A 23,016-nucleotide genomic window follows, 5' to 3' on the forward strand; every position below is an offset into this window, starting at 1 on the left:
CTGATGGACAGCTAAATGTTACACAGCAATAAAATTTTTAAAAATATCTTCTCTTAGAACTTGTGAACCGTATCCACGATCATCAGCAGAAAGCTGAGTGTCAGATGGTTAATGGAAAAGAAAAATACTTTTTTAGCCCAGGAATCCGTCTCTTCTTCTTTAATGGTAAAACCTTTAAAGGCATAAAAGGCCCAGAGCACGGACAGCAATACGGAAACGATCATGAAAATCATTCCAGCATATCCATAAGCATACATCAGGATCGGAACCGGAATCAGCAACACGATATATGGAATCATTTGAATTTTAGTACGGTGAATACCTTTCACGACAGGCAACAACGGAAATCCTGCTGCACGGTATTCTTCGACCCTGCGGATTGCAAGTGCCCAAAAATGAGGCGGCTGCCATAGGAACAAAAGGGCGAATAAGAGCCATGCGCCCATGTCAATACGACCCGAAGCGGCCACATAGCCGATCACAGGAGGCATTGCGCCCGAAATACCGCCAATGGATGTACTCCATGTGGATGATCGTTTCAGCCAAAGTGTGTAAATACCGACGTATACGAACATACCGAGTACACCGAGCAATCCTGCCTTGACACCAGAGAAAAAGAACAGTATAGCCAGCCCGACAACACCTAAAGTAATAGCGTATGACAATACCGTTGTGGGAGTCAAACGCCCTGTTGGCAGTGAGCGATTGCGTGTACGCTCCATTTTCAAATCCAGTTCACGATCAAAATAGTTGTTAAAAACACAAGAAGACGCCATAACCAGCATGGTACCTAGCAACGTCAGAATCAGCTTTATATAGTCAACGTCCCATTGTGAGGCCAACCAAAAACCGCCAAATGCCGCAACCAGATTAGTGCGGAGAATGCCTGGCTTGGTGACTGTTATAAAATCTTTCCATGTCCCCGCCTTACCGGGTGGTTTGGATTTAACCGAATAGGTAGCGGTATCTGAAGTAGCCTTATAACTAATATTGTCCATAGTGAGTAACTCCCCCTTTGAGATGTATGAATTCGGGAGTAAGTTGAACTCCGATATAAATTTTATCATATAGTCTCCATAAAAAGTTTGACAGAAAACGCACAAAACGTTCACAATTTCGATAACGAATCAAGCTTGCTGATCGTTTACAGTAAATTGGGGTAGTAATAAGTACAGGATACAATACAAAAAGGAGCGACAGATATGGATACAGCCACACACTTTGTCATGGGGATCGGGTTGGCCGGGCTGGCCTACACTGATCCAGCCGTCGCCGCAGATCCTAAGCTGGCGGGAGTCATACTGCTCGCCACGGTCGTAGGGTCACAGGCACCAGACTTTGACACCTTGCTGCGATTAAAAAACAATGCAGCCTACATCCGCAATCATCGTGGACTGTCGCACTCCATCCCTTTCTGGTTGGTATGGATCTTGTCTATAACGGGATTAATTGCTCTTATTTTCAGGGATGTATCTATCGAACATGTCGCCTTGTGGGTCACGATTGCTGTCTGCCTGCATGTGTTTGTAGATTTGTTCAATACTTACGGGACACAGGCATTTCGACCGTTTACACCTAAATGGATATCATGGAATATTATTCACATCTTTGATCCCTTCATATTCGGCACCCATGTTGCTGCTATTCTACTGTGGATCACTGGACTGGTTTCACCAGCTCCCTTATTTATTACGTTGTACATCATTACAGGCCTGTACTATATTTGGCGCACCTGGAGTCATTTCCGTACCAGAAATGCGGTAGGTGATATGGACACCAAGCGTCAGCCGGACGATATCTATTATATCATTCCCACGGTTTCTTGGAACCGGTGGCATGTGGTAAAAGCTCATCAGAATGGAAGTTATGACATTGGTGGACTGAACGGAAAGCATCTGTTTTGGACAAAACATGCGGTTCCGTCCACACATCCGGCCGTAGAAGCATCCAAATCCTACCGTGACGTGCAGGCATTTCGCTATTTTTCTTCCTTTGCTGTTGCGGAGGTGGAAGAGCTGGAATGGGGCTACATTGTACGCTGGGCGGATGTTCGGTATCGGCATCGAAGGCAATATCCCTTCGTGGCTGTGGTCGCTATGGATAAGCAGTTTGGACTGATCAACAGCTACATCGGCTGGCTCAGCCATGAAAAGATGCAGAAACGTCTCTCCCTGCATACGAATTAAAAAAGCATATCAACAAGCAACGCGAATGACAAAAGAACAGCAAGTCTCCCCTGATCCTGGAGCTTGCTGTTCTTTTGCCGTTCACCGAAAAAACCATCCCTCCATAAAGAGCTGATGAAAGCGCCCTCTTGACGAAGCGGACTTGTGTGATTCACAATGGTCATAAGCCATGCTCGCAAAAAAATCCGGAGCATGATTGCTCCGGATTTCCTTCATCACAGTTGCTCATAATACAGCTTCCAAGATGGAGTGTTTATGTGTATTACTGCATACGGCCACTGCCCGACAAGGATTGCTCTGCTTGTTGGACCAGCTTTTTCGTGATGTATCCCCCGAGAGAGCCTGTTTCGCGGGAAACGACGTTACCGTAGTAACCATCCTGAGGGATTGTGATGCCGAGTTCTTGAGCGGCCTCATATTTTAATTGTTGTAAAGCGGCGTTGGCCTGCGGTACTTGCAGGTTGTTTGAACGACGTCTGCTCATATTTGAATCTCCTTTCAGTTCTTGTGTGAGTGAGGTTCATTGCAAGCTTGCAAGATTATTATGGCTCGCTTACACCTGCTTATTCCTAAAATTCAACATTCGAAAGCTGGAGGTTTTTTCCATGAGCAAAGGTCTATCACTGTGGTTCGCCGTATCATCCATTGTCCTACTGACGGCAGCCGCCATATCCATCAGTTATTCCGCTTGGCTTGCCATTTTACTGGGCCTTCTCTCTGTCGGCAACATCGGCTGGGGCTTTGTTATCAAGGCCAGACAACGTCGCTCCTGAGACATTCACATTCCTGTCAAACGCCTGATTGCGTTGGTCTGCGGTTTGTCTTAGCGCTTGCGGGGCAAAAACCCCATACGTTCTTTGACCGCAGCCAGCGTGATTTCAGCCGCTTCTTGCGCCCGCTCTGCGGACTGGGCCAAAATGCGTCCAATCTCACCGGATTCCCGGATATCACGATAACGCTGTTGAATAGGCTCCAGGGTGGCTACAACCGCCTCTGCCAGCTCTTTTTTGAACGTACCGTACATTTGACCTTCATAGCGATTCTGTACTTCCTGAAGCGACAGGCCCGTACACTGGCTGTAAATTCCCATCAGATTGCTGATCTCAGGTTTGCTTGCCGGGTCATATTTAACCTCACTACCGGAATCAGTGGTAGCGCGACTGATTTTCTTGCGAATGACCTTCGGTTCATCCAGTAGAGCGATATAGCTGCCCGCATTCGGATTGCTTTTGCTCATTTTTTTGGAGGCATCATCCAATGACATAATTCGTGCGCCCACCTCAGGGATATACGGCTCTGGAACAGTGAAATAATCTCCGTAGCGGTGATTGAAACGACCAGCCAAATCGCGTGTAAGCTCCAGATGCTGCTTTTGATCTTCACCTACCGGAACCAAATCCGCATTGTAAAGCAAAATATCTGCTGCCATTAGCGCTGGGTATACGAACAAGCCCGCACCTACCGAGTCCTTACCCGCCGATTTGTCCTTGAACTGGGTCATGCGTTCCAGCTCGCCCATATGGGTCAGGGTTGTCATCAACCATCCCAGCTCCGCATGCTGAGGTACATGGGATTGTAAAAAGACGTTGGATTGCTCGGGGTTAATACCTGCTGCAATAAATAATGCCGCCACAGCCTCCGACTGTTCACGCAATTGAGCTGGGTCCTGGGACACCGTAATAGCATGAAGGTCTACGACCATAAAGTAACAGCGATGATCCTCTTGCAGCTTGACAAAGTTTTTCATTGCACCGATATAATTGCCCAAAGTAAGCTTCCCGCTGGGCTGAATGCCTGAAAGTACAGTCTTCATATTCATCATTCCTCCTGAAATTTATTGAAACAATTGAACGCAAAAAGGCCCCGCATCCTCAAGGGACGCGAGACCGTGGTACCACCCTTATTCATTGTCTTCAGCCTGTTACTTGTCGGAGTCATGCCCCGTGGCTGCTTGCAATCTTATAGCTCCGTTAACGGGGAGCAAGCGGCCGTCATACTGAGGAAGAATGCTTCCTGTTCTGTATGGCACTCCAAGGTCCATTCAGCAGTGCAGGCTCACCGGTTCGCATCTACCACCGGCTTTCTGAAGAGCGTATGCGAAGGCTTACTTGTCCTCATCATCGCGTTATCCATGTCATTACATTGTAAACTACATTTATGATAATTCCGCATCCTGTAATTGTCAAATGACGATTGTACCCTGCGAGCAAAAATCTGTTATCATAATGACACGAAGCTTCAACCGATTATAGTGGACAAAGGAGCATGGATATGAAACAAGTGACCAAAGAACATTGGAATGGTTACGACACGTATGTTTTACATAGCCCTGAGCTGGAAGTTACGATGATCCCCCGTCTCGGGAATAATATTATCTCAGTGCGTGATCTGAAGCTGGATCGGGATATCGTACGGCGTCCTGGCGAGGAAGAACTGGCCTTTTATTTGCAAAAGCCGTATCATTTTGGCTTGCCGATTCTGATCCCTCCCGGCCGAATCCGCAAAGGACAATTCGAGTTTGACGGTGTTCCCTATCAGTTTGATCGGAATACGGCCAACGACAATCATATACACGGGCTGCATCGTAATCAATCCTGGCGTTGCAGTGATATTGAAGAAGATGAGGAAGGTTGCAGCGTGACCACCGAGCTGTTGACGGAAAGTGATCCGCACTGGATGGAGCAGTTTCCTATTCCCCTACGGCTGGAGATGACTTACCGCTTGCAGGGACCTGTATTGAGTCAAACGCTGCGTGTAACGAATCTGGGTGACAAAGCAGCCCCGTTCGGCTTGGGATACCACACCTGGTTTATGGTGGACGGAGAGCCTGAGCGCTGGCGCCTGAAGCTGCCTGTGAACGGCGTATATGAGCAAGACGCTGAACAGCTTCCAACAGGTACAATCACCCCTTTAAATGACTTGGAGACGCTCTCTACGGGACTTTCCCTGAAAGGAACGAATCTGGATACGCTGCTGCGAGCATCGGAGGGACCTGCTGAGGCCCTGTTGACCCGTGATGACGGTTATCAGATTCGGTACACAGCAGATGAGCAATACTTTAAGTATTGGGTGTTGTATACCAAGGGTGAATGCGATCAGTATTTTTGCATCGAGCCTTATACTTTGTTGCCTAATGCACCCAATATGCACGATCCTGTAGGAACGAGCGGACTGATTCGACTGGAGCCTCAGCAGTCCATTAACCTGAAAACTCAGGTTCATATGATATATCCGTAATTTCCCTCTATTCATTTTCCTTCCTTCGGCGCATATTTTCATAACTCTGTCGCATAATAACCTCATCACAGCCGAAGGAGGTGACTACACATGTATGAAGCTAATCAAGGCAGAGGACGCCGTAGCAACAACCTGGTTGTACCTCAAGCCAACAATGCACTGCAACAATTGAAATACGAAGCTGCACAAGAGCTGGGCATTACCATTCCGGCAGACGGTTATTATGGTGACATGCCATCCCGTGAGGCTGGTTCTCTGGGGGGTTATATCACTAAACGCTTGGTACAGCTGGCCGAACAGCAATTATCAGGTCGTTCAGGTCAATAAGCGTCATTATTCCACATGAAGCATTCCGTTTACGCATTTAACTAAAATGCGATAAGGCGGGCATATAACAAAGGCGGTCTTCCCCAGGAAGGCCGCCCTTTCTTTACCCTTTTCTATGGATGATTATTCCGAATTAGCCGCTCGGTATGTAGGCTTGTTATAACGGATCATGAGATTCGCCATGTTATAATTCGATTCCAGCGTAGCATCCACCAGAATGGTTCCCTGTCTGACGGCAAAATCGAAAGCAATTTCACCATGAGTCCAACTCCGCTTGTGATTTAGTGTATCCAGCGCCATACGACGGAAGTCCGCCCGATGATCTACAGACAGCCCTGGCTCCACCGCACCAAAGGTACCTCCCTTACCTGCAATCGGATTATGACGAATACCAAATTTACCAACCACGTTGTTACGTATTTGTACAAATACAGTTCCTGACGACAAACCTGCCAATTCATCATCCAGCTCTTTAAAAATGATATCCATCTGCCTTGCTAACGACAATTTACCTACTTCATCCATTACAAAAATCCCCCTATATACCTGTTTCAAAACCGTTAATAGGTCTTATGACTCAATTATATGCGAAGCTTTTTAACGTTACAATCATAAACAACATAAATGGGCATTTATAACTAATTTCTAAGTATATCCATCAATTTAAATTTCGCCAACAGGTAATACGAACTCTAATTCGACATATTACGACATTATCCCTCATATTATGCAAGAATCACAAAAAAGGCCCCCCTTACGGGAGACCTGTTTGGAGTGTATAACCGTTATTCCGTCATTTGCAAAAATTGCTCAACATCCTGAACTGTGACTTGAGCGGCATTACGCCAGAAGTCAGCCTGTGTTAAATCAGTGCCCAAATGCTTGGAGGCCAATTCTTCCACGGTCATGCGACCCGTATCACGCAGCAAGGCATCATATTGATCGGCAAAGCCATCTGAATTTTTCTTCGCAAAGGCGTAAATCCCGGCACTGAACATGTATCCAAACGTATATGGGAAGTTGTAAAATGGAGTGTTCGTAATATAGAAATGCAGCTTGGAGGCCCAAAAATGAGGATGAGCCTCATCCAAAACACCACTGAACGCTTCACGCTGTGCTTGCTCCATTAATTCTCCCAATTGTTGCGCTCCTACGACCCCTTTTTTTCGCAGCTCGTAAAAACGGGTTTCAAACAAAAAGCGGGCATGGATATTCATGAAAAAGGCTACGCCACGCTGAATTTTATCCTCCAGCAAAGCCACCTTTTCCTGCCCCTCCGCAGCCTCCAGCAAAGCATCCGATACAATCAGCTCTGCCAACGTCGAAGCCGTCTCGGCCACATTCATTGCATAATTCTGATTCAATGGATGCATTTCATTCATCACATGCTGATGATAACCGTGTCCAAGCTCATGGGCCAGTGTCGAAACGTTGGAAGGCGATCCGGCGTAGGTCATGAAAATACGGGTCTCTTTACTAAGACGAAGGGAAGTACAGAATCCGCCAGGACGTTTGCCCGGACGATCTTCTGCTTCAATCCAGCTTTTCTCAAAAGCCATTTGGGCAAAATCAGCCATTCTTGGACTGAATTTACCGAATTGCTCAACAATCGTTCCAGCTGCATCGTCGTATGAAATTTTAGTAGTGGACGTTCCCAGTGGGGCCTCAACGTCATGCCACGACAGTTTCTCCAGGCCCAGCAGCTTCGCCTTCCGCTCCAGATATTTAACCAGTACAGGCTTCGTTTCATTAATGACCTGCCACATGGTATCCAGCGTCTGTGCCGACATGCGGCTGATTTCCAGCGGCTCCTTGAGCACGTCCGTCCAGCCCCGATTTTCATACAGCTTGAGGCGGAAGCCTGCCAGATGATTAAGCGTATCCGCACAATAGTCCTCCACCTTGGTCCATGCTTCTTCCCAACGTGTGAACACTTCTTGACGTACACTACGATCCGGTTCATCCAGCTTGTTGGCAGCCTGCCCTACAGACAGATTTACGATTTCCCCATTCTCTGGAACAGGGATCGTCATATTTTTGACAATCGTGTCATAAAAATCACCCCAACCGTGGTAGCCGTCCACAGCCAAATCCAATGCCAGACTTTCCAGCTCAGGTGCCATTTTCTCACGAGCCTCGTTCCGGTATTCATTCAGGACAAAAGAGATCGGTTTAATCGCTTCCCGTTCCATCCACTTCTGCCAAATGTCCTCACTCGTTTGTGCCAGCAAGTTCTGGAATGAAACCAAAGCACTTTTCCCCTGTGCATATAGCGTATTGATGCGTGCGCCCAGTTCCACAGCCTGCTTGTCATGTTGGTTCTGAGCAGTCAGACAGGAAACAAAAGAACCTGCTTGCGATGCTCCGTTAAACAGCTCTTGCATAGCACTCAGCACACTATCCAGACGCTCGGTATCCAATACCGTTTGCGGTACTTTGGCTGATTTAAGCTGGGACTGCAATTGCTGAACCTTACTCTCCAGTTCCTCCAAAAATGCTTTAAATGAGGAAGAGGAAGACCCCCCACTAAATATGGATTCCAAATCCCATGTTTGCTTCAATGGTGTTTTCATAGCAGTTCCACCTTTCTTTTTTGCGAATCATGTGGTTTCATATACAATAAAGCTACATCGTGATGGTAAAATCACTACAATTGGGAGGAATACAGGATGAGACCTTTACAAATTTCGCCGGAAACGGCTGTGAAATTATCCGAAAAGCTCGGCATTCCGCTGGAACATCTCATGCATACACCCCAGCATATTCTGATGCAAAAGCTGGCCGAACTGGCCAAAGAAGAAACCGCTGACCCGAACGGCGGTGAATCGGACAAATCATGATTCCTTTTCACAAAACCTGGCCTTATGACATTGTCATGGGAGACGTTTATGTACAATATTGTCCGTTTTGCGACCATGAGAACGTCCTGCTACCCCTAAAGCCCAAAGAGCTTGAGCTCATACATGAAGGTATGAAAAAGCTGCTTGTGTTTCCATGCTGCCACAACAGAATTACTTTGGTGGATTGTGACAACGATTATCTGCTGTCAGATACCACCCTACGCCATCAATAATTCATGAGCAGTATTAAAAAGAATAACCTTTTTTTGTAAACAAGGTGTGAACCATGAGCCTGAACCGGCCATAGTGCACACCTTTTTTATCAGGAGGAGCTTGCGTCCTGCATTTCCTCCGGCAGTTGAATATCCTTAGCCAGCATTTGTTCTCTCAATACAGCCCATTGTTCACGGGAAGCCCGGATCATAGCCGCGTCCATAATCTTCTTGTCATTAATGACACGTGAAAACCAGCGAACCGCTTCGTTAAAGTTGCCTGTACGTCGATGCAATTCTCCAATCAGATAGAGAAGCTTGGCATTATTCGCCCCGACACCTTCCAGCTCATAGACTCGAATATAGGAGTCCAGACTAAACTTTAGAAACCGAAGCTCCTGCTCCTCGTTTCCCTGGTATCGGTACATCCACGCGATATGCTGTAACAAGCTTGCTATCACCCGTTCCTTTTCCCCAATGACCTGCGCACACAGTAAACCCAGCTTGTACGTTTCCAGCGCCTCTTCCCAGTTGCGATGTCCGCCATACTCACGAGATTGCCATCGATTACCAATTTTTTCCTTAAACAGCTTGTTCTGCTGATCGCTTAACTGAACAGTAGAATGCTCTGTTGAGGTAAATCCGCAATGAGGACAAACCCGTACGACATAAAAATCGGGATTTTCATTCTTGTAATACGCGCAGAAGTCTGAATCCGTACGAATTGCCTTCTTTAGGCTCGGTCTGACACGAGATGTCTGAAATTCTTCTTCACAAAGAGGACAAGAGATTTTAATCTGATATAACGGTTCAATTTCCAATGTTTTTACAACCCTCTCCAAAATTCGGCAATCCCCGCAAGCTCACGGGGTATTTACAAAATGATGCGCAGGACCGGACAATCGGTTAAGTATAAATGAACGAAGCGGCTCCTCAATGCCTGTATCCGTTAACGCACCCGCCATACAGGACAACCACGCCTCTGCTCGCTCCTCCGTTACGGGAAACTTCATATGTCTGGCGCGTAACATCGGGTGACCATAAGCATCTGAAAACAGGGACGGTCCGCCAAAAAACTGGCTCAGGAACATATACTGTCTTTCCTTGACCGACTCTATGTCTTCAGGAAACAACGGACTTAACAACGGATCTTTATAAACTCTCGGGTAGAAGGCCTCAATAATAGCACGAACACCTTCCGCACCCCCAAGATTGTCATAAATGCTCAGGCTAGGATTCACTTTTCCCCCAACTTTCTGTGCTATGGTAATAAATATACACCCGTATTATAACAAAAAACAAAAAATGACGCTAAGAATAAGCGTCATCTTATCATTTCACATATACAGACAGGCTTGCACGACTTACAAACAGGTCAGCCATTCTACAAACACAGCTAATAACTTCGCCAATCCTCTTCACCGGGATGGACGAGAGAGGCACGAATAACATACACAAAAGCACATACGAGCAGACCAGCAACGATACTCATCCTGATCACTCCATCCTTAAGGTTATGGATCGTTGTTTTTTTAATTTTAACATAATCTTTACAAAAATATAGTATTTCTCGCAAACGCTTTCTTGACTATTTAGTACTCTTTGTCCATCCTCGTCCATAGAAATAGTGGTAGAACTCCAAAGGAGGGGCCTCTATGACGCTATACCGCCGTTACTCACTCCCTTTGCTCATTCTTATGCTGCTAATCCTATTTATACTTATGGCGGCGCACCCGCAATCTTCTCTGAATGCCGGACTTCGTGGTCTAGCCATTTGGTGGGACGTGCTGTTTCCGTCTTTATTCCCGTTTTTCGTTATTTCCGAGCTGCTGCTTGGTTTTGGCATCGTTCATTTTATAGGTACACTGCTGGACCCGCTCATGCAGCCTTTGTTCCGTGTACCCGGTTGCGGAGGCTTTGTCGCCGCTGTTAGTTGTGCATCCGGCTACCCAATTGGAGCCAAATTAACGGCCAAGCTGTGGGAGCAAAAATGGATCACCCGTATCGAAGGAGAACGGCTGGTCGCCTTTACAACTTCCTCAGATCCGATATTCCTGATCGGTGCCGTTTCCGTCGGCTTCTTCCATCAACCTGAAATTGCAGTCGTACTGGGCGCTGCCCATTATGGTGGCGTGCTGATCATCGGCCTGCTCATGCGCTTTCACGGTTCCCGCTCGGGGGACGCTGATACTCATGGCAACCGTCCCCAGTCTGCTGCAACCACAGCAGACCACACCGTGCAGCCTACACCAACATCCCTCCCTGTCGCTCCAAATGCCAAGTTAGATGCGTCTTCTGCGCAACGACACGGACGACTGCGTCAAGCGTTACTTGCTATGCATACAGCACGCTTGGAAGATGGTCGTCCGTTTGGGGACCTGCTCCGTCAAGCCATTGCTTCCTCCCTCCGTCTTATTATTGTCGTAGGAGGACTGGTTGTATTCTTCTGCGCCATTCTGGAAGCTTTGACGAACTCTGGTTTAATGAGTGGGCTTCGTCTGCTTACAGCAAGCTTGTTGTCCGCCTGCGACCTTCCTCCTACATTAACAGATTCCATTGTAGGTGGTATTTTCGAAGTCACTTTAGGGTCACAAGCCGCTGGTGAAGCCACAGGAGCAGCTTTGCCGTTCAAGGTAGCCGCAGCAGCCTTTGTGCTCTCCTGGGGCGGACTATCGGTTCATGCACAGGTCGCGAGTATTTTGAATACGACAAATCTCCGGTACCTGCCGTTTTTGCTGGCTCGGGCTGCGCATGGCATCATCTCTGCTCTGCTGGCTCTCATGCTATGGCGTCCGCTCATGGGTCAGGGAAGCTCGCCGGTCTTTTCTCCGATATACGTTATCACCTGGTCTCCCGGCTTCTCATCTACTATGCTGTGGCATAGCCTGCTATTCCTTACCTGCCTGCTGATAGCTATGCTCTGTCTCTCTTGGTTGAGTGCAGGCACAAGCCGCTTATTGGCACGTCTAAGGGGAGCGCCCAGGGAATGAACGATTGTGTTCTTGCTCATAATTGATTATGATCGGTATATACCCATGACAAAGGAGCTTTTCATCTTGAGATATTATGTTCTGGATCGCGGGGATCAGCACTCCATGGACTTGAGTCAGCAGTTTCACCGTCTTGCCCAAGAAAAGAATTTCAAGCTGGATGCCGAATCGCCGGAAATCGTCGTGTCTATTGGAGGCGACGGTACTATGCTTCATGCGTTTCATACCTTCATTGACCGACTTTCGGATATAGCCTTTGTTGGTGTACATACCGGTCATTTGGGCTTTTATGCCGATTGGCGTGCGGACGAGCTGGAGGAGCTAATCCACCTGATGAGCCAAGGCGGATCTGAGGGGCCGCTTAAACCGAGAATCGTCAAGTATCCATTGATCGAACTGGAGATTCACAAGAAGTCGGGAAATGCTTCTTTTATTGCGTTGAATGAATTTACGTTAAAAGGGGTCGATGGCACTGTCGTTGCACAAGTGGATATTAACGATGTCACTTTCGAAATGTTCCGTGGAGACGGAATATGCGTTTCTACCCCTTCAGGTACGACTGCCTATAACAAAGCACTCGGCGGAGCTATGGTTCACCCCACCATTGAAGCGTTGCAGTTAACTGAGATTGCTTCGATTAATAACCGGGTGTATCGGACACTTGGTTCGCCATTGTTGCTACCCAAGCACCATCATTGTGATATTTTTTCAAGAAAAGATCAGCGTCTTCTGTTGACGGTAGATCATCTGAACTTCCCTGTGGATGATTTGATTTCTGTTCGTTGTCAGGTCTCTAGTCACAAAGTCAGCTTCGCTCGTTATCGTCCCTTTCCATTTTGGGATCGGGTACGCATTGCCTTTCTTAATTAGGCAAGCTGCTTTCGAATACACATAGAACTGAAAAACCAGTACAAGTAAAAAGAGCCAACTCAATCCATAGTTGAACTTTTTACCAGTAAACAAAAACGGCTCCTGAAATTCAGGAACCGTTTTGTTGTGGAACTGTGAATGTTTTATTCTTTTTGCTTCCCTCAGCTCTTTCGGCTTTGGCAGCAGGCTGCGCCTGACGCTGACCTCCAGAATCACGTGAGACGCGGACTTGCCGTCCCTCCCGGTTTTCCTTCGGTTGACGCTCATAGCGTGGGCCACGGGATTCCTTCTTCTCAAAATTCCCTTGCTGATTACGCTGTTTCCGTGGTTCCCGGGCTTGCTGCCCTTCACCGGAAAGTCGTCCATCCTTCGTCTCACGCGGTTCTCTCGGCTGACGCGAATCACGTACTTCTCGTGGCTCACGCTGTCGATTCCCTTCACGTCCTTCTCTGGACGGACGACTTTCACGGAATTCCCGTGGCTGTCGCTCACGCGGTTCATGGACTTCCCTTGGTTCCCGCTGTTGCAACTCCCCTGAGTCCCGAATATCCTGAGCTTCACGCGGCTGCTCCACTCGCAGCTTCTCGGTTTCCCTGAACTCGCGACTTGGCTCCGGCCATTCACGTTCTTCTCCGACTGCGCGTTGCAGCATTTCTTGCGGCTCTCCGGCTCCAACCGTTTCCATTGGTTCCGCTTGAGGTTCTGCCAGCTGTTGATGATCCGGGGAAACGGATTCATCATTGTTTTCATTCTTGCCGAGCACTTCGCGGCTCTTAAGCAGCACAAAATAAGCACAACCGAAATTACAATATTCATTAATGTAATCGTCCAGTACTGCTATGGATGTATCTTTGTTGGCCTTGGGATGCCCGTCACGGTAAAAACCCTTTAGACGTAGCTGATTGTAACCCCAATCACCAATAATATAATCATAGCGCTCCAGCACTTCACTATACCGATCACGAAAAGCTTCGGGATTCCACCCGTTCTTGTGATCCTGCAACACTTCATAGTTTTTACCACCGATATGAAACAAACTAATCTGACCGCCTTTCCCGGATCAAGCCTGCGAAAGGGCGCCTTCTTCCTTATGCTGAGCGGCAGACTTCACCTGCTCATGCGCTTGGTAGGAGCTGCGGACCAACGGACCTGATTCGACGTGGCTGAACCCCCGTTGTAATCCCTCTTCCTTTAACTTCGCAAAATCTTCCGGTGGGTAATATTTTTGCACATACAAATGTTTCTCGGATGGCTGCAAATATTGTCCAATTGTCATAATATCACAATCGACTTTACGCAGATCATCCATGGTTTGTAAGATCTCGTCCCACTCTTCTCCGACACCCAGCATGATACTGGATTTGGTAGGGATGGACGGGTTTAATTGCTTTGCACGTTGAAGAAGCTCTAGGGAGCGATGGTATTTGGCCTTGGCCCGAACTTTATCGGACGTCCGCTCCACCGTTTCAATATTATGATTCAAAATATCTGGCTTGGCATCCATGACTATACGCAGTGATTCGATATCGCCCATAAAATCGGGAATCAACACTTCTACGCTGCAAAAAGGCAAACGGCGGCGAATCGCCCGCACCGTTTCTGCAAATATAGTAGCTCCCCCATCCTTCAAATCATCGCGGGCCACACTGGTTACGACACAGTGTTTCAAGTTCATGTTTTCAGCCGCTTCCGCGACGCGTTCAGGCTCCTGCAAGTCCAGTTCCGTAGGCATTCCCGTATTCACTGCGCAAAAACGGCACGCACGCGTACAAATATCACCCAAAATCATAAATGTAGCTGTCCTGTTGGCCCAGCATTCATATATATTAGGGCATCGCGCCTCCTCACATACGGTATGTAATGTCTTGGAACGCATCATGCTCTTGATTTCCTGATAGTTATCGCCTGTCGTGAGTTTAATACGAATCCAGTCGGGCTTGGCTTCCTTCACTTTTCTAGACAATGGCATAGACCTTCTTTCTGATAAGCTTGGGCTGTCATTGCCATACATTATAACATGAAAGCCATGGAAAAACCTCCATTCATTGTTCCCTTTTTGATATGACTTTGATGCCGAAAAAGTAAAATCCTTATATGGATAAAAGCGACGGATATGGCTCAATCTAAACCAAAGCGCCCGTATCGTTGCCGTTGGATGCGGGCCTGTAATCTACGGGGGCTGTCAAGCTCTCTTATAAGGAGGTTGGTTCACGTGCCTTACCCTAAACGTACAGTCCGCGCTGTTCGCCTGTTGCCGCTGCTGTTATGCGCTACTACATTGACAATGGCCTGTCCGCTTCCTGCTCAGGCCTTGGCCAAACCTTTACAACCATCATCCCAGAGCATTCAGCAAGCACATGTTGCTACTCCAAATTCCCAGTCATCATTGTATACGTTCAGGCTTGCTCTATATCGTTCTGTCGAAGCCTTGACAGGGATTCCGTGGTATAGGCTGGCCGCTATCGACCAGTATGAACGCACGCTTACGATTGCGCATCCCAAGGATCGCAAGCATGCGGAGCGAGTCACAGGTATCTTTGTCACCAGCCCCGTCTGGTCCGGTCTGATGAACCCTAATCCCGAGGATCGGCATCCACGTTCCATTTCTTTTTTTTCCGGGTTGGGGCAGGACGGTTCGGGTGACGGAATTGCTAACCGTGATGATGACAGGGACTTGCTGTTCAGCATCGCCTCTTATCTCGGTAAATATGGAAGCACAGAGGATGAGTTTTCCATTGCGGTATGGGAATATTACCACAACAGCCGCGCCGTTCAAAGGGTACAGCAGTTCGCCAAACTGTATCGAACATATGGAAAGCTGGAGCTTGGCAAACAAGCCTTCCCGCTTCCCTTGGGCAGCATTTATAGCTATCGCAGCACTTGGGGCAGTCGTCGGAGCTGGGGCGGTTACCGCATTCATGAAGGAACAGACCTATTCGCTGGCTATGGCGTTCCGGTTCGCAGTACCTGCTACGGCGTAGTGGAAATGAAAGGCTGGAATCCGTTCGGTGGATGGCGAATCGGGATTCGGGATCTCAGCAACCGCTATCACTACTATGCGCACCTCTCTGGCTTTGACAAGACCGTTCACAACGGGGACATTGTCAAGCCAGGTCAGATTGTCGGCTGGGTCGGAAGCTCGGGTTACGGCAAGCCCGGTACTCAGGGTAAATTCCCGCCACATCTGCACTACGGCATATACCGGGACAACGGTTGGATGGACTGGTCCTTTGATCCATATCCGTTATTAAGACAATGGGAGCAAACGGAGCGCAAAGCGCTCAAAACCAGTAAAGCAAAAGGGACCTCCACATAAGGTCCCTTTTGCTTTTCATATACAACAATCAAGTCCTCTCACCCCTTGCCTTCGTTTATGGCGTTGGAGATGAAGTGGTGGGTTCGTCTTGCTGCATCTGAGGTACATTCTCTATGCCGGAATCCGCAGCACCGCCTGTCTCTATCGAATGTGGCGGCAACGCCAAATTCGGGGCGATGGCTCCATTTTTACCAACAGGCTTACCCTGATTATCATAGTAGTACATCGGGACATTGCCTACCACGAGCAAATAAGACACCGGAATTTCCGTCTCCACAATCTGAGGCTGCATTTCAAAAGGAATCACGACGGACACCTCCGTCGTAATCCGAATATACACTTCCACCAAAATCATGTTGATGCCCGCATCCTGCTGGCGTGTATTTAAATCTACCTTGATCGCTCCATGCGGCTCCACCTTGAGTGGAACCTTCGGACCATAGGCTGCCAACAGCGGACTGCCCAATGCCTGACCGATTGGAACCCTCTCATCAAAATGGCTCATGCTGTCCATCGTTGCCTTGACTGCCTTGAGCGTATTCGAAGTAATTCTCATATGCTCCGCATAATTCAGAACAAAGCCGGAGGTTTTCCCTTGCGCATCCGTTCTCCATTCAACCAGTTTATCTGCGGTCTCCCCCTGCTCCACCTGCGCAGTAATCGCTGAATTAATGGCCTCCGTCGCCATTTGCTTCACCCGCACTTTTGCCAAATGCATCATAGGCGGCTTCAAATGCTGCTCCACATAAGAGGCAATCTGTACGATTCCTACCAGCAGTATCAGCCCCACAATGAGCCATACTCTGCGTCCACCGTGTCCTCTTCTGTTGGGTCTGCTATACCAATGCGGTCTTCTCTTCATCCCGATCCCCCCGCAGCGATGAGCTTACCCTACAAGGATATGCGAGGGGTACACGAAAAAGAAGCTGCCCGTCCGGCAGTTCCTTTTGGTGGCTAATATATAATCTCCGATGTGACTCTTAAGTCAGGATTTTGCAAAATCCTGAATTATGAATTTTAAAAAAATCATTTAAAAATACGGTCAATCTTTTCAATATCCGCCTGGCTCAGTTGAACATCCAGCGTTTTCAGATTCGCCAGCACCTGCTCCGGCCCCTTCGCTCCTGGAATGAGGGCATCAATCGAATCGCGGGTCAAATACCATGCGAGCACAACATGAGCGACCTCTGCATTTAACGCATTAGCAATCTGCCGTACCTGCTCCACTTTGTCCAAATGACGAGCAAATGCCTCTCCCTGGAACAATGGACTTTTCGCTCTGTTGTCTGTGAAGGTTGTGTCTTTCGTATACTTACCGCCCAGCAATCCAGAAGCCAGCGGGAAATAAGGTACAAACGAAATGCCATTGGCCTTGGTATAAGGCAGCAGTTCCTTTTCCGCTTCACGTTGGAGCAAATTATATTCAGATTGAAGCACATCTACATAGCCGTCCTTATTCGCATCCTTAAGTTGTTCAATGGAAAAGTTAGATACGCCAATGGCCTTGATTTTGCCTTCGTCCTTGAGCTTCTTCAATTCTCCGACAGCCTCTGCCTTTGGCGTAGCTTCATCCGGGAAATGGATATAGAACAGATCAATATAATCGGTTTGCAATCTTTTCAGACTGGAATCAACAGATTCACGTAAAAAAGCAGGGGAGTTGTCAACAACAACCTCTCCGTTCACAAATTTGTGTGCCCCCTTGGTCGCAATGACAGCTTCATCACGCTTACCACGCTCCTTCAGCACCTCACCGATCAACCGCTCTGAGTGCTCGGGTCCATAAATAAAAGCCGTATCCAGAAAATTGATGCCGTTGTCCAAAGCGGTACGAACGACTTCTTTGCCCGTTTCATCGTTCAAGCCGGAAAAAAGATTATGTCCTCCCACCTTATTTGCACCCAAACCGATTGGTTTTACATATAGATCTGTTTTGCCAATACGCACTTGCTCTGCCAATTCACGTCATCTCCTTTTCGAAAGTTACTTCCATTTTAATATTGGATTCCAAAAAAAGCAAAGCTAATGTTCACTTTCAGCGGTTTCAAGGTAGAGACGCCAATCGCCCTTGGCAATATCCTGAGCCAGCTTACGTAGTACCGGCAGACGTACGCCCAGCACATTATCAATATTCGGAATCAATGCCGCCGTAAATTTCTGAAAATCTGAATCGACATATGATAGTATTTGTTCTCTGATTGTCATTTCCACAGTCCCCACTCCCTGATCCTTAACGAAATGAAATACTCCATAAATAAATAGAGGCCACCGAACCATAAGGCGAATAGACTCGGCGGTACTCCTCAAATTGCTTCTTGGTGAGTGTATCCAGATTATACAGCCTCTTCATTCCCCGTCGAATAGCTATATCGCCCCAACTGACGACATCCGGGCGCTCCATGGAATTAATCAGCATCATTTCAGCCGTCCACGGGCCGATCCCATGCAACGAGGACAGTTTTTGAATCACTTCTGTATCGGTGAGCTCATATAATTCCTGCAAATCCAACAAGCCCTGCTCTATCGTTTGGGCTATATTCAGGATACAAGCCGCCTTTTTCATCGTTATACCACAGCTTTGAATAGCTTCAACCGACTGGGTCGCTATATTTTCCGAATTCATCGCACCCAGCTTCTCCTGCATTCTTGCCCATATGGTTTGAACCGCCTTGGCAGAAATAAGCTGTCCCACAATCGCATGAACAAGCGCAGCGAACAGATCGGGAATAATCACTCGCTCGACCTTGCCCATTTGCGTCATCGCTGTACCGAGTACGGTATCCACGCTTTTCAGATAATTGATTTCCTTTTCTCCATAGTTAAAATTTTTCGTGATTACGGTTTGCACACTCAGCTTCCCCCTCTGCACCCAATCAGGGCTCAAATCCTTCACGGCTCACATAAAGAAGTTCCCCCACGCCGTCTCCCCTAAAATAATCATCAATACAGATACGGTTGACCAGTGGCAAAAGCTTGTCCGCAAAATGTTCGCTGCTTGGAAGCAGCGGAGCGATTGTGGCTTGCGTTGGTACTCCTGCCTCTTTTAACAGTTGCAGCGTCTTGAAACGGGCCTGAATAGGGGGCGCATCCGGCGTAAAATGCATGCGTATATCTTCGAGGTCTGTTTCTACCGTCATGCTCACCCGTACGCGATCCTATAGTTGGAGCAACAGGTCGATTTTTAACGAGTGCGTATACCCCGACAAGAAACCTGTTCCTTTATTCAGAAGGGTCTTGGGGGATTTGTATATATGATGTGCTTTTATGGTTAACCTCTTTCAAGCTGCAAAAGCTTTACATTCATGTCCAAACCGCACGCTATCCGGCTAAAGCACCATTTTTGCCGATGACTCGATGGCATGGGACGGTGACCAGAATCGGGTTAGCACCGATAGCAGCCCCTACCGCCCGAACAACAGCGCGTTCCAGACCACTATCTGAAACACAGTCCCCCGAAAGTCAAAAGTAGTTCTGTGGCATAGGGCTGCAAGACCTCATCATCTTCAACCAATGGACTGCCAGGAAATCGGCTTCCTGCCCACAAAGTCAATTCCTCTAAAGGTTTATCGGGTGAACCTACGTAACATACTCCATCCGGTATAGCTGCAATATATAAATTCCAATCCTCGTGGGTTAACATGATGTATACCTCCATTTTGTAATTGTTCTGATTTAAGGTGGCGATATTGCAAAGGCGTGTAGCCTGTATTCACCTCTCATTTGCGATGCAGCCTCCACATATCAATGTTTAAATTATAAACCAAACAGTGAACATATGTACCCCTCTTGGAATGTAGAGGCAAGATAACGAAAAAAGATGACTCCATCGGAGCCACCTTGATCTTACACATCACCTAGTCCTCCTCTGGAATGTCTCCTTTACGCGTGCCAGCCAGCGGATACGTCATGATGTTTTATCGTTTTTCAGCATAAAACAGCCGCCTCTTCGGTTATAGGTTCGTATCCTACTAATCCCGAAAAGAGCGGCTTGTTCAACTCACAAATCACTTATTCTGGTTATTCAACAGACGTATTCAGGCAATTCCCTCTTACTCATTTGTACCTCCGAACAATTTCAACAGCGGGGCCTGCTCCGTTACCTGCCCTTGAGGGATTGGAAAAATTTCAGTATATTCGGAAGAATTCGTAATGATAACTGGCGTAATTGTAGGATACCCCTCTGCCCTGATTTGCTCAACATCAAACTCGAGCAGCAGATCCCCTGCTTTTACCTGATCGCCTTCTTTGATATGGGAAGTAAAATGTTTACCGTCCAGCTTAACCGTATCTACTCCGACGTGAACCAGAACTTCTGCACCATGGTGCGAAACAATCGCAAGCGCATGCTTTTTCTTGAACGCCACAGTTATGGTTCCGTCGAACGGGGCTACAACTCTGCCCGTTGTCGGTTGGATGGCGATACCTTTACCCATAGCTTCCGAAGCAAATGCAGGATCGGGAACCTCCGACAGAGCAACCACAGTTCCTTCAATCGGGCTAAGTACTTCTTCATTAGAAACAGCAGCTTTAGGAGTGGATTCTTTAGCCGAATTGTCAGTGGTTTCCTCCTCTTCTATCGGATCTTCAAATCCTAAAATATAGGTCAAAATGGCCGAAACCAGAAACGATACCGAAATTCCTAAAATCAGTCCCGGGAAGCCTTGTCCGCCGGGGCCGTAGAAGATGGGCAATGTCAGCAGTCCCGGCGCGCCGGAAGCGAATGCTTGCGTTCCCGCTTGGCCGATAATTGCACCACCGATAGCACCGCCGATAATACCTGCAATAAACGGACGTTTCAGCGGAAGTGTGACTCCATAGACGGCTGGTTCTGTGATACCGAACAATGCGGTAAGCGTAGCGGAACCCGCCAAGGTCTTCAACTTTTTATTTTTTGTTTTCAGCATGACACCAAACGCAGCACCGGTTTGGGCGAAGATGGAGGCCGCAGCGGAAGGCTTGATTCCGTCTCTTCCGTTCACAGCAATGTTATTAATGAATACAGGTACGAGACCCCAATGGACGCCGAAAATAACGAGAATTTGCCAGCAAGCCCCCATGATTGCGCCAGCCAACAACGGGCTGAAGCCGAACGCGGCAATGAGTCCAGTTGCGATGCCGTTGCCCACGTAGACCCCGAATGGACCAAACACGATCAATGTCAGAGGAAGCATAATCACGAGCAGGATCAATGGCGTAATAAAATTTTTGACGCTTTCATGGATCAACCGGTTACACCATTTTTCCAGCTTGCTCATGACAATGATAGCAATAATAATGGGAATAACCGTAGACGAATAACTCATCATGACAATGGGAATACCGAAAAAGTCAGTAGGTGTACCTTCCGTTTTCAACGTGACGATGGACGGGTAAAGCAATCCTCCGGCAATCGTCAGGGCAACGAAGATGTTACCTTCAAATTTCCGGGCCGTTGTAACCGCTAACAGGAGGGGCAGAAAATAAAACAGACTATCCGCGGCAGCCAGCAGAATAATGTAGGTAGTGTCCTTTGGTGTCAGCCATCCAGCGTTGCTGGCAATAAGCAGCAGGCCCTTCAGAATACCGGCTCCCGCCATGACTCCGAGTAGCGGTGCAAAAATGCTGGAAACAACGTCTATAATGGCACCGAAGCCTTTGTTGGCTTTAGCAGGTTTTTCATCTTTTTTGGACTCGTCCAAAATGTTGGATACCTTGCTGATAGCACTGTATACTTCTGGTACTTTGTTACCGACTACGACCTGAAACTGACCACCGCTCTGCTTAACCGTGATGATTCCATCAGTTTTCTCCAGTTTTTCTTTGTCCGCTTTCGCCTCGTCCTTTAGCACAAAACGCAAGCGGGTGGCACAGTGTACGAGGGATACCACATTTTTTTCACCACCTACCAGGTCAACAATTTCCTTAGCCAATTTTTCATAACTCATGCTAGACACCTCCATGTTCTAATGGGCATTTTACGTATTTAGGCGCACAAAAAACCTAAGCCTTGAAAAATGGTGGGCGCTTTTTGTCCCGCAATTTTTCATGACTTAGGTTTTGCCTGCATAACCAGTAACAATCCCAGTTAAAATTTATTTAATTCCTGTTGTTCTCATAATATAATTAATCAACCTTATCTGTCAATAAAAATATTTAGTCATATATTTCTATATCCTGTTTGCAGGAAAAGTCCAGCTTATCTGTTGACCACCCGCTCAATATGCACGGTCAGATACAGCTTTTCTTCGTTCGTCAATTCGTGGTTGTATTCTTTTTCCACAAAAGCTCCGATTTTCTCCGTGCAAGCAGCCGCGTCTCTGTGCTTTTCCTTGATCATGTCATACAAATGATCGTAGTTGTTTTCGTAGTGGTTCCCCTTAAACACACGCTGGGCGAAAAATTTCAGATGCGTAATAAAGCGGAAATAACTCAGAGAGTCCTCGTCAAAATCGACCTTAAAATGATATTTTGCAATATTGATAATTTGCTGCATAAATTTTGTAATACTCATAGTGGTGATAACTTCCTCGTTCATTTCGGCATTCACGATGTGAATCGCAATAAAAGCCGCTTCGTCCACAGGCAATTCAATATCGAGCTTTTGTTTAATTTGTTCCAGCGTTTTCAGACCGATCGCAAATTCTTCTTTGTACAGCTGCTTGACTTCCCACAATAACGCGTTTTTGATCTCCAATCCTTCCTGGTATCTTTCAACGGCGAAATTGATGTGGTCAGTCAAGGAAACATAAATATTTTCGTTCAGCTTTTTATTCAAATTGTGCTTGGCGTCATTGATAATCTCTTCCACAATCACAATCAGTTCTAGCGGAACCTCACGCAGCAGCATTTTGAAGTTGTCGGACGTTTGCTTGTTTTTCAGGGCAAATACTTTCTGAATTCTGGTTTCGTCTACTTTATCTCCAGGCTTTTTCTTAAAAGCAACCCCTCGACCCATCACCACGAGTTCTGTACCGTCTGTCTGGTAGACACTGATTACATTGTTGTTGATGACCTTTGCTATTTTCATCTAAATCCCCCCATATGCCAGCAAGAGCCACT

At 47.3% G+C, this 23,016-nt stretch carries 23 protein-coding genes and 3 pseudogenes; 9 read left to right on the top strand and 17 right to left on the bottom strand.

Annotated elements, in window-relative coordinates; translation table 11 throughout:
• Nucleotides 1–53 precede the first annotated feature (53 nt).
• On the bottom strand, nucleotides 54–998 hold the full coding sequence (gene cyoE / locus ACIFQM_RS22290) for a heme o synthase (RefSeq protein WP_430038108.1): 945 nt from the start codon (nucleotides 996–998) through the stop codon (nucleotides 54–56).
• 204 nt (nucleotides 999–1,202) lie between these two features.
• Here cyoE and ACIFQM_RS22295 point away from each other — a divergent pair, with 204 nt between their 5' ends.
• A complete protein-coding gene (locus tag ACIFQM_RS22295; protein WP_430038105.1) occupies nucleotides 1,203–2,186 on the top strand; it encodes a metal-dependent hydrolase in 984 nt (327 codons plus the stop codon).
• A gap of 262 nt (nucleotides 2,187–2,448) precedes the next feature.
• Here the strand turns inward: ACIFQM_RS22295 and ACIFQM_RS22300 are convergent, their stop codons facing one another.
• Nucleotides 2,449–2,670, bottom strand: a complete 222-nt coding sequence (locus ACIFQM_RS22300) for an alpha/beta-type small acid-soluble spore protein (protein WP_025686385.1) — start codon at nucleotides 2,668–2,670, stop codon at nucleotides 2,449–2,451.
• Between the two features lie 121 nt (nucleotides 2,671–2,791).
• Between ACIFQM_RS22300 and ACIFQM_RS22305 the strand changes: the two genes are divergently transcribed.
• Complete coding sequence (locus ACIFQM_RS22305) at nucleotides 2,792–2,959, top strand: hypothetical protein (protein ID WP_016324694.1); 168 nt, start codon at nucleotides 2,792–2,794, stop codon at nucleotides 2,957–2,959.
• 50 nt (nucleotides 2,960–3,009) lie between these two features.
• Here the strand turns inward: ACIFQM_RS22305 and trpS are convergent, their stop codons facing one another.
• Nucleotides 3,010–3,999 (bottom strand): tryptophan--tRNA ligase, encoded by a 990-nt coding sequence (gene trpS / locus ACIFQM_RS22310; RefSeq protein WP_430038102.1) that lies wholly within the window; start codon nucleotides 3,997–3,999, stop codon nucleotides 3,010–3,012.
• 458 nt (nucleotides 4,000–4,457) lie between these two features.
• Here trpS and ACIFQM_RS22315 point away from each other — a divergent pair, with 458 nt between their 5' ends.
• Both ACIFQM_RS22315 and ACIFQM_RS22320 read left to right on the top strand, forming a co-directional pair.
• A complete protein-coding gene (locus tag ACIFQM_RS22315; RefSeq protein ID WP_430038099.1) occupies nucleotides 4,458–5,423 on the top strand; it encodes an aldose 1-epimerase in 966 nt (321 codons plus the stop codon).
• A gap of 90 nt (nucleotides 5,424–5,513) precedes the next feature.
• On the top strand, nucleotides 5,514–5,750 hold the full coding sequence (locus ACIFQM_RS22320) for an alpha/beta-type small acid-soluble spore protein (RefSeq protein ID WP_137060162.1): 237 nt from the start codon (nucleotides 5,514–5,516) through the stop codon (nucleotides 5,748–5,750).
• 123 nt (nucleotides 5,751–5,873) lie between these two features.
• Here the strand turns inward: ACIFQM_RS22320 and ACIFQM_RS22325 are convergent, their stop codons facing one another.
• Both ACIFQM_RS22325 and ACIFQM_RS22330 read right to left on the bottom strand, forming a co-directional pair.
• A complete protein-coding gene (locus ACIFQM_RS22325) occupies nucleotides 5,874–6,275 on the bottom strand; it encodes an O-methyltransferase (RefSeq protein WP_430038096.1) in 402 nt (133 codons plus the stop codon).
• Between the two features lie 260 nt (nucleotides 6,276–6,535).
• On the bottom strand, nucleotides 6,536–8,323 hold the full coding sequence (locus ACIFQM_RS22330) for a M3 family oligoendopeptidase (protein WP_430038093.1): 1,788 nt from the start codon (nucleotides 8,321–8,323) through the stop codon (nucleotides 6,536–6,538).
• A gap of 96 nt (nucleotides 8,324–8,419) precedes the next feature.
• Between ACIFQM_RS22330 and ACIFQM_RS22335 the strand changes: the two genes are divergently transcribed.
• Nucleotides 8,420–8,590 (top strand): YycC family protein, encoded by a 171-nt coding sequence (locus ACIFQM_RS22335; RefSeq protein ID WP_014277894.1) that lies wholly within the window; start codon nucleotides 8,420–8,422, stop codon nucleotides 8,588–8,590.
• Nucleotides 8,587–8,823 (top strand): hypothetical protein, encoded by a 237-nt coding sequence (locus tag ACIFQM_RS22340; RefSeq protein ID WP_430038090.1) that lies wholly within the window; start codon nucleotides 8,587–8,589, stop codon nucleotides 8,821–8,823. The genes ACIFQM_RS22335 and ACIFQM_RS22340 overlap by 4 nt, the downstream gene beginning before the upstream one ends.
• 89 nt (nucleotides 8,824–8,912) lie before the next feature.
• Here ACIFQM_RS22340 and ACIFQM_RS22345 read toward each other — a convergent pair whose 3' ends face one another.
• Entirely contained in the window at nucleotides 8,913–9,623 is a 711-nt protein-coding gene (locus ACIFQM_RS22345; protein WP_430045639.1) for a DUF2225 domain-containing protein, read from the bottom strand.
• Nucleotides 9,624–9,665: 42 nt separating this feature from the next.
• On the bottom strand, nucleotides 9,666–10,043 hold the full coding sequence (locus tag ACIFQM_RS22350; RefSeq protein WP_044645421.1) for a globin: 378 nt from the start codon (nucleotides 10,041–10,043) through the stop codon (nucleotides 9,666–9,668).
• A gap of 414 nt (nucleotides 10,044–10,457) precedes the next feature.
• Here ACIFQM_RS22350 and ylbJ point away from each other — a divergent pair, with 414 nt between their 5' ends.
• The gene (gene ylbJ, locus ACIFQM_RS22355; protein ID WP_430038083.1) at nucleotides 10,458–11,792 is read left to right on the top strand and encodes a sporulation integral membrane protein YlbJ; all 1,335 of its coding nucleotides are present in this window, start codon (nucleotides 10,458–10,460) and stop codon (nucleotides 11,790–11,792) included.
• A 66-nt stretch (nucleotides 11,793–11,858) separates the two neighbouring features.
• On the top strand, nucleotides 11,859–12,662 hold the full coding sequence (locus ACIFQM_RS22360) for an NAD kinase (protein ID WP_430038080.1): 804 nt from the start codon (nucleotides 11,859–11,861) through the stop codon (nucleotides 12,660–12,662).
• Between the two features lie 109 nt (nucleotides 12,663–12,771).
• Here ACIFQM_RS22360 and ACIFQM_RS22365 read toward each other — a convergent pair whose 3' ends face one another.
• Both ACIFQM_RS22365 and lipA read right to left on the bottom strand, forming a co-directional pair.
• Nucleotides 12,772–13,698 (bottom strand): YutD-like domain-containing protein, encoded by a 927-nt coding sequence (locus tag ACIFQM_RS22365; protein ID WP_430038077.1) that lies wholly within the window; start codon nucleotides 13,696–13,698, stop codon nucleotides 12,772–12,774.
• A gap of 24 nt (nucleotides 13,699–13,722) precedes the next feature.
• Nucleotides 13,723–14,625: a lipoyl synthase gene (gene lipA / locus ACIFQM_RS22370; RefSeq protein WP_430038074.1), complete on the bottom strand. Its 903-nt coding sequence runs from the start codon at nucleotides 14,623–14,625 to the stop codon at nucleotides 13,723–13,725.
• Nucleotides 14,626–14,874: 249 nt separating this feature from the next.
• Between lipA and ACIFQM_RS22375 the strand changes: the two genes are divergently transcribed.
• Nucleotides 14,875–15,978 (top strand): M23 family metallopeptidase, encoded by a 1,104-nt coding sequence (locus ACIFQM_RS22375; protein WP_430038071.1) that lies wholly within the window; start codon nucleotides 14,875–14,877, stop codon nucleotides 15,976–15,978.
• A gap of 55 nt (nucleotides 15,979–16,033) precedes the next feature.
• Here ACIFQM_RS22375 and yunB read toward each other — a convergent pair whose 3' ends face one another.
• From yunB to licT, 8 genes and pseudogenes are all read right to left on the bottom strand, one after another.
• On the bottom strand, nucleotides 16,034–16,840 hold the full coding sequence (gene yunB / locus ACIFQM_RS22380; protein ID WP_430038068.1) for a sporulation protein YunB: 807 nt from the start codon (nucleotides 16,838–16,840) through the stop codon (nucleotides 16,034–16,036).
• A 164-nt stretch (nucleotides 16,841–17,004) separates the two neighbouring features.
• Nucleotides 17,005–17,937: an aldo/keto reductase gene (locus tag ACIFQM_RS22385; protein ID WP_430038065.1), complete on the bottom strand. Its 933-nt coding sequence runs from the start codon at nucleotides 17,935–17,937 to the stop codon at nucleotides 17,005–17,007.
• Between the two features lie 66 nt (nucleotides 17,938–18,003).
• Nucleotides 18,004–18,189, bottom strand: a pseudogene (locus ACIFQM_RS22390) (DNA alkylation repair protein); the annotation flags it as partial.
• 19 nt (nucleotides 18,190–18,208) lie between these two features.
• Nucleotides 18,209–18,826 (bottom strand): DNA-3-methyladenine glycosylase family protein, encoded by a 618-nt coding sequence (locus tag ACIFQM_RS22395; RefSeq protein WP_430038062.1) that lies wholly within the window; start codon nucleotides 18,824–18,826, stop codon nucleotides 18,209–18,211.
• A 25-nt stretch (nucleotides 18,827–18,851) separates the two neighbouring features.
• A pseudogene (locus tag ACIFQM_RS22400) lies at nucleotides 18,852–19,133 on the bottom strand (radical SAM protein); the annotation flags it as partial.
• Between the two features lie 113 nt (nucleotides 19,134–19,246).
• Nucleotides 19,247–19,633, bottom strand: a pseudogene (locus ACIFQM_RS22405) (methylated-DNA--[protein]-cysteine S-methyltransferase).
• A 394-nt stretch (nucleotides 19,634–20,027) separates the two neighbouring features.
• Nucleotides 20,028–21,902: a beta-glucoside-specific PTS transporter subunit IIABC gene (locus ACIFQM_RS22410; RefSeq protein WP_430038059.1), complete on the bottom strand. Its 1,875-nt coding sequence runs from the start codon at nucleotides 21,900–21,902 to the stop codon at nucleotides 20,028–20,030.
• Between the two features lie 251 nt (nucleotides 21,903–22,153).
• Complete coding sequence (licT, locus tag ACIFQM_RS22415; protein ID WP_149094648.1) at nucleotides 22,154–22,984, bottom strand: BglG family transcription antiterminator LicT; 831 nt, start codon at nucleotides 22,982–22,984, stop codon at nucleotides 22,154–22,156.
• Nucleotides 22,985–23,016 lie beyond the last annotated feature (32 nt).

Origin of the sequence: Paenibacillus sp. NRS-1782, from assembly GCF_050467685.1 — a bacterium.
Classification (GTDB): domain Bacteria; phylum Bacillota; class Bacilli; order Paenibacillales; family Paenibacillaceae; genus Paenibacillus; species Paenibacillus terrae_A.